The sequence below is a fragment of the Streptomyces sp. NPDC018610 genome, from assembly GCF_044391765.1.
GTDB lineage: Bacteria > Actinomycetota > Actinomycetes > Streptomycetales > Streptomycetaceae > Streptomyces.
Window position 1 is genome coordinate 798,258 of record NZ_JBISAL010000001.1, and the last position, 12,216, is coordinate 810,473.

General features: G+C 70.8%; 7 protein-coding genes. 2 read left to right on the forward strand and 5 right to left on the reverse strand.

What is annotated here, in order from left to right:
• Window positions 1–7: 7 nt before the first annotated feature.
• Window positions 8–979, reverse strand: a complete 972-nt coding sequence (gene galE, locus ACH5A8_RS03575) for a UDP-glucose 4-epimerase GalE (protein ID WP_398997479.1) — start codon at window positions 977–979, stop codon at window positions 8–10.
• A gap of 339 nt (window positions 980–1,318) precedes the next feature.
• Between galE and ACH5A8_RS03580 the strand changes: the two genes are divergently transcribed.
• Window positions 1,319–3,550, forward strand: coding sequence for a CDP-glycerol glycerophosphotransferase family protein (locus ACH5A8_RS03580; protein ID WP_398997481.1), 2,232 nt, complete (start codon window positions 1,319–1,321; stop codon window positions 3,548–3,550).
• A gap of 27 nt (window positions 3,551–3,577) precedes the next feature.
• Window positions 3,578–7,141: a CDP-glycerol glycerophosphotransferase family protein gene (locus ACH5A8_RS03585; protein ID WP_398997483.1), complete on the forward strand. Its 3,564-nt coding sequence runs from the start codon at window positions 3,578–3,580 to the stop codon at window positions 7,139–7,141.
• 100 nt (window positions 7,142–7,241) lie between these two features.
• Here ACH5A8_RS03585 and ACH5A8_RS03590 read toward each other — a convergent pair whose 3' ends face one another.
• The 4 genes from ACH5A8_RS03590 to rplU all read right to left on the reverse strand — a co-directional run bounded on the left by ACH5A8_RS03590 (window position 7,242) and on the right by rplU (window position 11,657).
• Complete coding sequence (locus ACH5A8_RS03590) at window positions 7,242–9,278, reverse strand: glycosyltransferase (RefSeq protein WP_398997485.1); 2,037 nt, start codon at window positions 9,276–9,278, stop codon at window positions 7,242–7,244.
• Between the two features lie 231 nt (window positions 9,279–9,509).
• A complete protein-coding gene (gene obgE, locus ACH5A8_RS03595) occupies window positions 9,510–10,946 on the reverse strand; it encodes a GTPase ObgE (RefSeq protein ID WP_398997487.1) in 1,437 nt (478 codons plus the stop codon).
• Between the two features lie 121 nt (window positions 10,947–11,067).
• Window positions 11,068–11,322, reverse strand: coding sequence for a 50S ribosomal protein L27 (gene rpmA, locus ACH5A8_RS03600; RefSeq protein WP_061922958.1), 255 nt, complete (start codon window positions 11,320–11,322; stop codon window positions 11,068–11,070).
• A 14-nt stretch (window positions 11,323–11,336) separates the two neighbouring features.
• Window positions 11,337–11,657, reverse strand: a complete 321-nt coding sequence (gene rplU, locus ACH5A8_RS03605) for a 50S ribosomal protein L21 (RefSeq protein WP_009188585.1) — start codon at window positions 11,655–11,657, stop codon at window positions 11,337–11,339.
• Between the last annotated feature and the right edge of the window lie 559 nt (window positions 11,658–12,216).

The following is a 12,216-nucleotide window of genomic DNA, read 5'->3' on the forward strand; positions in this document are numbered from 1 at the left end:
CGAGGGCTCAGCCGTGCCGGTGGCGCCAGCCCAGCCAGGCGGACTCGATCATCTCGTCCAGGCCGTGGCGGGCGCTCCAGCCCAGTTCCGCGCGGATGCGGTCGGCAGAGGCGACGACCCGCGCCGGGTCGCCGGGGCGGCGGGCGGCCACCTCGGGCACGACGTCCTCGTTGCCGGTCGTCTTGAGGATGCGGTCCACCATCTCGCGGACCGAACTTCCCTCGCCCCGCCCGATATTGAGGACGAGCGAGGTGCCCTCGGGGGCGTCGGCGAGACGGCGGGCCGCCGCCAGGTGGGCGGAGGCGATGTCCTGGACGTGGATGTAGTCGCGTACACAGGTGCCGTCCGGCGTGGCGTAGTCGTCGCCGAAGACGCGGGGCGGCTCGCCGGCCTCCAGCCGCTCGAACACCATGGGGACGAGGTTGAAGACGCCCGCGTCGGAGAGTTCGGGGGCGGCGGCACCGGCGACGTTGAAGTAGCGCAGGGCGGCGGCCCGCAGGCCGTGCGCCTGCGCGGCGGCGGCGATCAGCCACTCGCCGATCAGCTTGGTCTCGCCGTACGGGCTCATGGGCGCGCACGGGGTGTCCTCGGTGACGAGCGCCACGTCGGGCATGCCGTAGACGGCGGCGGACGAGGAGAAGACGAGCCGGGCGGCGCCGGTCGCCGCCATCGCCTCCAGCAGGGTCTGCAGACCGGTGACGTTCTCCCGGTAGTAGCGCAGGGGACGCTCGACCGACTCCCCCACCTGCTTCTTGGCGGCGATGTGCACGACGCCGGTCACGGCGTGCTCGCGCAGCGTCCGCTCCAGCAGGGGGCCGTCCAGCACGCTGCCCACGACCAGCGGCACGCCCTCGGGCACCCGCTCGGCACTGCCGGTGGACAGGTCGTCGTAGACGACGACGTCCTCGCCGCCCTCGGTCATGGCGCGCACCACATGCGCGCCGATGTATCCGGCGCCGCCCGTGACCAGCCAGCTCATCCTCGTGCCTCCTCGGTCCGTGTCACCTTCGTGCCACCGAGAAGCACCCTTGTTGATGCCCGGCGGAAAATCGAGTCCGACATATGGGTGCAACCGCCAACAAGACGGGTGGGGATGACTGTGAGGAAGTTCTCCACTCGCCGGGAAAGACGCAATTGCCGTCCCCGTGGGGGCTTTCCGGGCAGCTCTCGGCCTTCCGTCGTCACACAACGCGGCCCACACTAACTTCAGGTGAATCCTTTACGCTGATGCGGCCAGCGCACTTCGGGTCCATCGGCGGGCGGAGCGCACCGGCCCTTCCCTCACTCGCGTGATCGGTCCTCGGAACAGGTTGTAAGGATGCCCAGACTCTCTCTCGTCGTCCCCGTGTACAAGGTCCAGGGCTATCTCGCCGAGTGCCTGGACTCGGTCCTCGGGCAGGACTTCACGGACTTCGAGGTCATCGCGGTCGACGACTGCTCCCCTGATGGTTCGGGCGCCATTCTCGATCAGTACGCGGAACGCGACGCCCGCGTTCATGTGATTCACCTCACGGAAAACGTGGGACTGGGACGCGCGCGCAACGCGGGACTGGAAAAGGCGGAAGGTGATTACCTTCTGTTCCTGGACAGTGACGACACGTTGTCCGACGGCGCGCTGCGGGCGATATCCGAGCGCCTGGAGGCGACCGGCGATCCCGAGATACTCGTCTACGACTACGCCCGCACCTATTGGGACGGCCGTGTCCGCCCCAACCAGCGGGCGGACCTGCTGCGCCAGACCGGCCCGGAGGTGTTCCCCCTCGCCGACCGGCCGCAGCTGCTGGACCTGCTGCAGATCGTGTGGAACAAGGTCTACCGCCGGGACTTCGTCACCCGCCACGCCCTCACCTTCCCGCCGGGGTACTACGAGGACGCCCCCTGGACGTTCTGCTCCCTGATCAGCGCCGAGCGCATCGCCGTGCTGGACCGGATCTGCGTGCTGTACCGACAGCGGCGCGAGGGCGGCAACATCCTCAAGACCCGCAGCCGCAAGCACTTCGACGTCTTCGACCAGTACCGCCGGGTCTTCGACTTCCTCGACGCCCACCCCGAACTGGCCCGCTGGCGCGCGCCGCTGTTCCGCAAGATGGTCGACCACTACCTGACCGTCCTGGAGCGCCCCGACCGCCTCCCGCAGGACGCGCGCGCGGAGTTCTTCCACCGCGCCGCCGCCGACTACCGCGCCCGGCTGCCCGAGGGCTTCCAGCGCCCGTCCGGCGGACGCGGCCACAAGTACGGGATGATGGAGCGCGACGCGTACACCGCGATGGCCGGCGCCACCGCCGCCGTCAAGCTCCGCCAGACCGTGAAGACCCGCACCCGCACCGCGATCAACCGGTCCAAGCGCGGCGCGATGGGCGTCTTCTACCAGTCGCAGCTGCGGCTCCCGCTCGACGAGAACCTGGCGCTGTTCTCCGCCTACTGGAGCCGCAGCGTCTCCTGCAACCCGGCCGCGATCGACGCCGAACTGGCCCGCCTGGCCCCGCACATGCGCCGGGTGTGGGCCCTGCGCCCCGAGGCCGCCGAGCAGGCGCCCAAGGGCGTGGAGGTCGTCCGCGTCGGCTCCAAGGAGTACTGGTCGGCCCTGGCCCGCGCCAAGTACCTCGTCAACAACGTGAACTTCGCCGACAACGTGGTCAAGCGCGAGGGCCAGATCCACCTGCAGACCCACCACGGCACCCCGCTGAAGACCATGGGCCTGGACCAGCGCAAGTACCCCGCCTCCACGGACATGGACTTCGACAAGCTGCTGGAGCGCTGCGACCGCTGGGACTACAGCATCAGCTCCAACCGGTTCTCCACCGCCGTGTGGGAGCGGGTCTACCCCTGCTCCTACGTCTCCCTGGAGACCGGCTACCCGCGCAACGACATCCTGGTCAATGCCGGCTCCGACGACGTGCGCCGGGCCCGCGCCGCGCTCGGGCTGACCGACGGCGCCAAGGCGTTCCTGTACATGCCGACGCACCGCGAGTACCAGCCCGGGTTCACCCCCAGCCTGGACCTCGCCCGCCTGGCCGAGGAGCTGGGCCCGGACGTCACCCTGATGGTGCGCGGCCACTACTTCTACGGCAGCTCCCCGCACGTGGCCGAACTGCGCCGCAGCGGCCGGATCGTCGACGTATCGGGCCACGCCCGGGTGGAGGAGCTGTACCTCGCCGCGGACGCGCTGATCACGGACTACTCCTCCGCGATGTTCGACTACGCCGTACTGGACCGGCCGATCATCGTCTTCGCCCCGGACTGGGACATCTACTCCGCCGTCCGCGGCACCTACTTCAACCTGCTCCAGGAGTCGCCGGGTGCGGTGGCCACCTCGCAGGCCGAGCTGATCAGGCTGCTCTCGTCCGACGAGTACGACGACGCGGACGCCGCCGAGCGCCGCGCGGCCTTCCGGCGCCGGTTCTGCGAGTTCGACGACGGGCGTGCAGCCGAACGCGTGGTGCGGCGCGTCTTCCTCGGCGAGAGCACACCGCTGCCCATCGTGCCGTTCGCCGAGCGCACCCACGCACCGACCCCCGCCCAGGCGCTCGAACTGGTCGAGCGGGCCTGACCCTTCGAAAAGGAGATCCACCAAGCCATGGCCCCTCGGCTCAGTGTCATCGTGCCCATGTACGACGTGGAGCGCTATCTTCCGGCCTGCCTCGACTCGCTGGCGGCCCAGACGTTCCAGGACTACGAGGTCCTGATGGTGGACGACGGTTCACCGGACGGCTCGGCCGCGATCGCCGAGACGTACGCGCAGCGCGACCCCCGCTTCAAGCTGATCCGCAAGGAGAACGGGGGCCTGGGCGCCGCCCGCAACACCGGCATCGCCCACATGTCCCCCGAGGCCGAGTTCGTCACGTTCGTCGACAGCGACGACCTGATCCCGCCGGACGCCTACCGCCTGATGGTGGGCAGCCTGGACGAGACCGGCTCCGACTTCGCCACCGGCAACGTGTGGCACCTCAAGGGCGAGAAGTCCTGGCAGGTGCCGCTGATGCGGATGCTGGCCGGCGAGGCCCGCCAGCGCACCCACATATCCCGCTACGCCAAGCTCGTCGCCGACCGGATCGCCTGCAACAAGGTGTTCCGCCGCACCTTCTGGGAGAAGAACGGCTTCGCCTTCCCCGAGGGCCGCCTCTACGAGGACACGCCCGTCACCATGCGGGCGCACTACCTCGCCGAGGCCGTCGACGTCATCTCCGAGCCCTGCTACTACTGGCGGCTGCGCGAGGGCGAGTCCGCGCCCTCGATCACGCAGCGCCGCACCGACCCGGCCGGCGTCCGCGACCGCGTCACCTCCGTGCTGGAGATCAGCGACTTCCTCGGCAAGCAGTCCGGCGAGACCTTCGCCCGCCTCAAGCACGAGTACGACACCCGCGTCCTCAAGGACGACCTGCGCCTGTTCCTGAACGTGGTGCCCGACGGCGACGAGGAGTACCGCGCCGAGTTCCTCCGCTCGGCCAACCGCTTCCTGGACCACATCGACCCCAAGGTCGTCATGGCGCTGCCCGCCCAGCTGCGCGTGCAGTGGCTGCTGGTGCGCAAGCACCAGATGGACGAGCTGATCACCCTGCTGGCCGGACAGCGCCGCCGCGAGGCCGTCGAGGTCAGCGGCCTGGTCCGCAAGTACGCCTCCTTCCCCTCGCTCGCCGACGCCGACCTGGACTTCCCCCGCAAGGCCCTGCGCATCGACCCGGACCTGAAGATGCGCGCCCCGCTGCGTGAGATCACCTGGTCCGACGGCAAGCTGCTGCTGTCCGGCATCGCCTGGATCGACAAGATCGACCTGCCCTCCAAGCGGTCCTCCGTGAAGATCCTCCAGCTGCGCAAGGACAAGTCCCGGCGCCGCATCGTGCTGCCCGCGAAGAACGTGGAGCGCCCCGAGGCCACCACCGACACCTCCCAGGACCGCTACAACTACGACTGGGCCGGCTGGGAGGTCGCCCTCGACCCGGCGAAGCTGCGCAAGGGCGGCGAGTGGCAGGAGGGCATGTGGCACGTGGGCCTCGGCCTGTACGCCTCCGGCCTGGTGCGCCGCGCCGCCGTGCAGTCCAGCGGCGGCGCCGACTGCAACTTCCCGCCCTACCAATGGCTCAGCCCCGACTTCCGGCTGCTGCCGTCCGTCGAGCGCGGCGCGCTCAAGCTGCGGATCGAGAAGGTCCGCGCGCTGATCACCGGACGCGTCCTGGAGGGCGACCTGCTGAAGGTCACCGGTGAGATCCGGGTGCCGCTCGCCGCCGGCGAGCAGGTCGTGCTGCGGGTCAAGAACCAGAAGGGCGCCGAGGTCCACGAGTACCCGGTGACCCTCACCGAGCAGGGCGGCGCCCGCCGGTTCTCCGTCGAGGTCCCCGTGGCCGACGTGGCGCTGGTCTTCCACGAGGGCGTCGACGCCAAGGCCCAGCCGGAGAGCCGCGTCTGGTCCACCGCCCTGATCGCCCGCGACCCGCAGGGCGAGGAGCGCCAGTTCAGCACGGTGCTGCAGGAGGGTCTGGCCGACGCCCGGTACAACCTGCCCGCCTCCCTGGGCGGCCAGGCCGCGCTGGGCGAGATCGCCGTCGTCGCCGGCCACAACGGCTACCTGAAGTTCGCCGGCCGCACCCGGCGCGCCACCATCGACCGGGTGGAGCTGCGCGACGGCCGCATCACCATCGCCGGGCACACCGACCCCCACCTGACCGGGGCCCGGTTCCTGCTCAAGCCGCGCTCCCGCTTCGAGGAGCGGTTCGTCGAGGCCCGCTGGTTCGAGGACGGCCGCTTCGAGGTCGCCTTCGACCCCTCCCGGCTCGGCGGCAACGGCGACGTCCCGCTGCGCGCGGGCCGCTGGAACCTCTTCCTGCGGCCGTCGGACGGCCAGGCGCCCGACGTCCCCTTCGTCACCGACCGGCTCGCCGCCGCCCAGTTCCCGCTGCGCGCCGAGCTCAACGGGCGCCGCTACTGGCTGGAGAACCGCTGGGCGGACTTCCCGCAGCTCAACTGCCGCTCCGAGCTCGACGACCTGGAGCGCGGCCCGTACCGCCAGAAGCAGCTGCGCCGCGAGCTGTACGAGCCGCTGCGCCGTGAGCCGCTGAAGGACCAGGTCTTCTACCTCAGCTACAACGGCAAGCAGTTCTCCGACAGCCCGCGCGCGATGTACGAGGAGCTGGTCTCCCGGGGCTCGAAGCTCAAGCACCTGTGGGCCGTGCGCGACGGACAGGTCATCCTGCCCGAGGGTGTGGAGCGGGTGCGGATGTGGGGCCGCGAGTGGTACGAGGCGCTGGCCTCCAGCCGCTACATCGTCACCAACGGCCACCTGCCGGACTGGATCGAGCGGCGGCCCGGTCAGGTCATCGTGCAGACCTGGCACGGCACGATGCTGAAGAAGATCGGCCACGACATCGACACCCTGCACTTCGACCGCCGCTACCAGGAGAAGCTGGCGCTGGAGGCCAAGCAGTGGAGCATGGTCGTCTCCTCCAACCGCTTCAGCACCCCGATCCTCAAGCGCGCCTTCTCCTACGACGGTGAGATCCTCGAGGCCGGCTACCCGCGCAACGACTACCTGTACTCGCCCGACAAGGACCGCATCGCCGAGCGGGTGAAGAAGGCCCTGGGCCTGCCCGAGGGCAAGAAGATCGTGCTGTACGCGCCGACCTGGCGCGACGACCAGCGGCACAGCCAGGGCCAGTACCTGTTCGACCTCAGGATCGATCTGGAGGACGCGCAGCGCCGCCTCGGCGACGACCACGTCCTGCTGATCCGCCGCCACTCCAACGTGGTGGACCTGGTGCCGGGCGCCGGCAACGGCTTCGTCTGGGACGCCTCGGAGTACCCGGACATCGCCGACCTCTACGTCGCCGCCGACATCATGATCACGGACTACTCGTCGGTCATGTTCGACTACGCGCACCTGCGGCGGCCGATGCTGTTCTTCACCTACGACCTGGAGCACTACCGGGACACCCTGCGCGGCTTCTACTTCGACTTCGAGCAGGACTCCCCCGGACCGCTGGTCTTCAACTCCAAGGAGCTGGTGGACGCGATCCGCGACATCGACCAGGTGTCCGAGGAGTACAAGGAGCGCTTCGAGCGCTTCCACCACCTGTTCTGCGACCTGGACGACGGCCACGCCTCGGCGCGGGTCGTGGACCGGATGATGGAGCAGGCCAAGGAGCTGTGAGCGGCGCCTGAAAGAGGGCGGGGCCCGGAGGACATTCCTCCGGGCCCCGCCCTCTTTCACGCCGTGGCGCCGCCGCGTGCCGTTCGCCGCGGCGGCGGGCTCACAGCCGTACGGTCTTCACCGCGAACTGGCTCAGCGCCGTGAAGTAGGGCCGCAGTTCGGTCTTGCGGCGCCGGGGCGCCGGCGGGGGCGGCGTGGCGCCCAGGGTGCGGCGGGCCTTGCGCACGGCCCGGCTGACCACGGACGGCGGCGGCGCGATCGTGTCGGTGATCACCGGCCGCGGGAAGGTGAACACGTCGATCGGCTTGAGGACGTCGGTGGCCAGCTTGGCCAGCGCCACCCGGGGCGCCTCGTCCGCCGGACGGATCCAGAAGTCCCAGATGACCTCCTTCTCGTCCTCGTCGGTGTGCTGGTCGACCAGGGTGCGGCAGTCGACCGCCACGGAGATCCGGCCGTCGCCGTCCGCCTGGGGCGAGAAGGTCAGCACCCGCTCCTTGTTCTTGCGGTGCACGGCCTCCACCACCGCACCCGGGCCCGCCACGGCCCCCCACAGGTCCGCTCGGACCCGGATGGCCTCCTTGTCCACCTGGACCGGCCCGACCTCGGCGTGCGTCTCGCGCAGCGCGCTGCGCACCTTCAGCCACCCGTCCTCGTGCCGGTGCGGCAGCAGCAGCGCCAGCGCGTGGGATCCCGTGCGGGGCAGCTCCACCGCGAGCAGGTCGCGGGTGTCGCAGCCGTAGCCGTCGGTGCTCAGCGGCACCTCGGCGCCGGACGGGGTGGCCAGGACCGTGTCCCAGGTGCCGTGCGGGATGCCGGCGTCCCAGGGGACGACCGCGTCGCCGGCCGCGGACAGCGCGAAGCGGTGCTCCTCGATCTCCTTGCCCTTGCGGCGCAGCACCAGGTCGGCGCCGTGCGCCTGCTCGGGCAGCGGGCCCACGCCCACGTGCACGTCGCCGCGCGCGTCGACGCGGGCGGTGGCGTGCCGGGGCAGCGCCTTGCGGGCGAAGGCCTGCTCCAGGATCGCCTCGAACCGCTCGCGGCTGGCGGTCTCGTGGAACCGCTCGGCGTTGCGCACCGCGTTCTCGGACATCTTGGCGCGCAGGTCGTCGTCGCGGACCAGGCTGAGGATGGCCTTCGCCATCTCGTCGGCGTCGCCGCGCGGGACGATCAGGCCGTCCTCGCCGGGTGTGAGGATGTTGCGCGGGCCGTGGTCGGCGTCCGTGCTGACGACCGGCAGACCGGCCGCCATCGCCTCCACGATCACGTTGCCGAACGCCTCCCGCTTGGAGGGCAGCACGAAGATCGAGCCCTTGCCGAACTCGGGGGTGACCGGGGCGGCCTGGCCCATCAGCAGGATGCTGTTGGCCAGCCCCAGTTCGTTGATGCGGGCGCGCAGCTTGGCCTTCTCACCGCCGGTGCCGTAGATGCGCAGCGTCCAGTCGGGCGCCTCGGCGTGGACCTTGGCGAACGCCTCGACGAGCAGCGCGTGGTTCTTGTTGTCGGTGAGGTGGCCGGCGGAGATGACGACCTTGTTGGTGCTCTTGGAGCGGACCGGGGCGGGGGGCACGCAGTTGGGCATGACCGCGAGCCGGTCGCGCACCGCCGGCACCAGGCGGCCGATGCTGGCGACCTCCTCCGGGGTGAGCGCGGTGAGCGCGTCCAGGGCCAGGTAGGCGGGGAAGAGCCGCTGCTTGATGTCCGTCGCGTAGATCGACGGCATCGAGTGCTCCTGGGTGACCTTGAGGTAGCTGCCCGGAGCCTGGGCCAGCATGATCGTGTTGCGCGGGCTGGAGCTGACCACCACGTCGGCGTCGGTGGTGGCGAGGTACTCCAGCAGCCGCAGCTCGGCGAGCCGGCTCACCACCGGGGTCCTCGCCCCGGCGTTGAGCGGGTAGATCAGCGGGAACTTGTCCGACAGCGGGTCGTCCACGTCGGAGACCGGCGAGTGCGGACGCATGTCGCTGAGCACCCGCACCGACACCCGCGGGTCGAGGGGGAAGTACGACTCGTCGCGCACCTTGCGGAGCGCCACGATCTCGACCTGGTGCGCCTCGGCGAGCGCGCCGGCGAGGTTCTGCGTCGCGCTGACCACGCCTCCCATGTGGCAGAGGTCGCGGACCAGGAATGCGATCTTCACTGTGAATTCCCCATCCAGGGCGCCGCGGTCCGACGCCGTTCCCTTGCTCGCACTCCGGACACGGTTCGGGAGTGCTCCTGGACGTGAGACACGAACCCGTGCCGAAAGGTTGTTCACCGCGGGGTCACGATCAAGACACATGGACGAGAGCCGGGGCCCCGCGAGGCGTACGCGGCCGAACGGCCGGCCCGCTCCGGGCCATCGGAGCGGGCCGGCCGTTCGGTGATGTCACTAGAACGGTTCGAAGTCGTCGAACTCCTGCTGGGACTCGTCCCGTTCGGCCTGGCGGTCGCGGCGGCGCTGCGCGGCCGGGCGGGGCGCCTCGAAGCGGTGGTCCTCACCGCGGCGGCCCAGCATCTCCGCGCCGGCCATGACCGTGGGCTCCCAGTCGAAGACGACCGCGTTGTCCTCGGGGCCGATGGCGACGCCGTCGCCGGAGCGGGCGCCCGCCTTCATCAGCTCCTCCTCGACACCGAGGCGGCCCAGCCGGTCGGCGAGGTAGCCGACCGCCTCGTCGTTGTTGAAGTCGGTCTGGCGCACCCAGCGTTCGGGCTTCTCGCCGCGGACGCGGTACAGGCCGTCCTCCTCGCGGGTCACCGAGAAGCCGGCGTCGTCGACGGCCTTGGGCCGGATGACGACGCGCGTCGCCTCCTCCTTCGGCCGGGCGGCACGCGCCTTGGCGACCAGCTCGGCGAGCGCGTACGACAGCTCCTTGAGGCCGGTGTGGGCCACCGCCGACACCTCGAAGACACGGTAGCCGCGCGCCTCCAGGTCCGGCCGGACCATCTCCGCGAGGTCCTTGCCGTCGGGAACGTCGATCTTGTTCAGGACGACCATGCGCGGACGGTTGTCGAGGCCGCCGTACTGCCGCAGCTCCTCCTCGATGATGTCGAGGTCGGAGACGGGGTCGCGGTCGGACTCCAGGGTCGCGGTGTCCAGGACGTGCACGAGGACGCTGCACCGCTCCACATGGCGCAGGAACTCCAGGCCCAGGCCCCGGCCCTGGCTCGCGCCGGGGATCAGGCCGGGCACGTCGGCGACGGTGTAGACGGTCGAGCCGGCCGTCACCACGCCGAGGTTGGGCACGAGGGTGGTGAACGGGTAGTCCGCGATCTTCGGCTTGGCCGCGCTCAGCACCGAGATCAGCGAGGACTTGCCGGCGCTCGGGTAGCCGACGAGGGCCACGTCGGCGACGGTCTTCAGCTCCAGGACGATGTCGCCGAGGTCGCCCGGCTCGCCGAGCAGCGCGAAACCGGGGGCCTTGCGGCGGGCCGAGGCCAGCGCCGCGTTGCCCAGGCCGCCCCTGCCGCCCTGTGCGGCGACATAGGAGGTGCCGTGGCCGACCAGGTCGGCGAGCACGTTGCCCGCCCCGTCCAGCACGACGGTGCCGTCCGGCACCGGCAGCACCAGGTCCGCGCCGTCCTTGCCGGAGCGGTTGCCGCCCTCGCCGGGCTTGCCGTTGGTGGCCTTGCGGTGCGGCGAGTGGTGGTACTCGAGCAGCGTGGTCACGGACTGGTCGACGGTGAGGATCACATCGCCGCCGCGCCCGCCGTTGCCGCCGTCCGGGCCGCCCAGCGGCTTGAACTTCTCGCGGTGTACGGAGGCACAGCCGTGGCCCCCGTTACCCGCGGCGACGTGCAACTCGACGCGGTCCACGAAGGTGGTCATGGTTGATGCCTCCAGAAACTACGGGAATGTCTCTTGCGTAACACGCGAAAGGCGGACCCGCCTTCCCGCCCGGGAAGTGAGGTCCGCCTCGCGGAACGAAACCGTTCGGTCGAGCCTTGGATCAGGCGACCGGAACGATGTTCACGACCTTGCGGCCACGGTGGGAGCCGAACTCCACCGCACCGGCCTGCAGCGCGAACAGCGTGTCGTCGCCGCCACGGCCGACGCCCGCACCCGGGTGGAAGTGCGTGCCGCGCTGACGGACCAGGATCTCACCCGCGTTGACGACCTGACCGCCGAAGCGCTTCACGCCGAGCCGCTGGGCATTGGAGTCGCGACCGTTCCGGGTGGACGATGCGCCCTTCTTGTGTGCCATGTCTCTTCAGTCCCTTACTTCGCAGCCGTGGGGATCGACGTGACCTTGATCGCCGTGTACTGCTGGCGGTGGCCCTGCCGACGGCGGTAGCCGGTCTTGTTCTTGTAGCGCAGAATGTCGATCTTCTGGCCCTTGTGGTGGTCCACGACCTCGGCCTGGACCTTGATGCCGGCCAGCACCCACGGGTCGCTGGTCACAGCGTCGCCGTCGACAACGAGCAGGGTCGAGAGCTCGACCGTGTCGCCAACCTTGGCGGTGGAAATCTTGTCAACCTCAACGATGTCGCCGACAGCAACCTTGTGCTGGCGACCACCGCTGCGCACGATGGCGTACACGCGGATCTCTCTTTCGCTCGAAGAAACGGCACCCCCGCAGGCCAGCCGCCCTGAAACAGGACGACCTCTCCCGGCCAGCCCTGTGCCCGGGAGGAAGAGGTTTACGGGGATGTGGCGTGCTCAATGGACACGCCGACGGTCAAGGTTACGGGCCCGGCCGGGCGGGGGTCAAACCGGGCGGGGCGCGCCGGATGTGCGACCCGTCACGCGGGCCGGCCGCACGCGCGTGTGGGCGGGACGGGACCGCCCATGGCCGGGGCCGAGCCGCCCCTCCCCCGTGGACCGGAAGGCCCTACGGACCGGAGAGCCCCGTGGACCGGAAGGAGCCGTGGGCCGGAAGGCCCCGCGGAGTCGCAGGGGGCTCCCCGTGGGCCGGGAAGCCCCACGGACGGGACGGGCCCGGGACGTCGTGCGTCCCGGGCCCTCACCGTCGTCGGGGGGGGCCCCGCCCCGCCCCCCCCCCGGGGGGGGCCCCCCCCCCGCGGGGCCCGGCGCCCCCCGCCGCGCCCCCCCGGGCCCCCCCCCCGGGGGGGGAGCCGCCCCCGACATACCGGCCGGG

Bases quoted from the DNA above. Each gene is read 5' to 3' on its own strand.
- rpmA (WP_061922958.1), bottom strand. From the start codon at position 11,322: ATGGCACACAAGAAGGGCGCATCGTCCACCCGGAACGGTCGCGACTCC.
- ACH5A8_RS03580 (WP_398997481.1), top strand. From the start codon at position 1,319: ATGCCCAGACTCTCTCTCGTCGTCCCCGTGTACAAGGTCCAGGGCTAT.
- ACH5A8_RS03585 (WP_398997483.1), top strand. From the start codon at position 3,578: ATGGCCCCTCGGCTCAGTGTCATCGTGCCCATGTACGACGTGGAGCGC.
- obgE (WP_398997487.1), bottom strand. From the start codon at position 10,946: ATGACCACCTTCGTGGACCGCGTCGAGTTGCACGTCGCCGCGGGTAAC.
- galE (WP_398997479.1), bottom strand. From the start codon at position 979: ATGAGCTGGCTGGTCACGGGCGGCGCCGGATACATCGGCGCGCATGTG.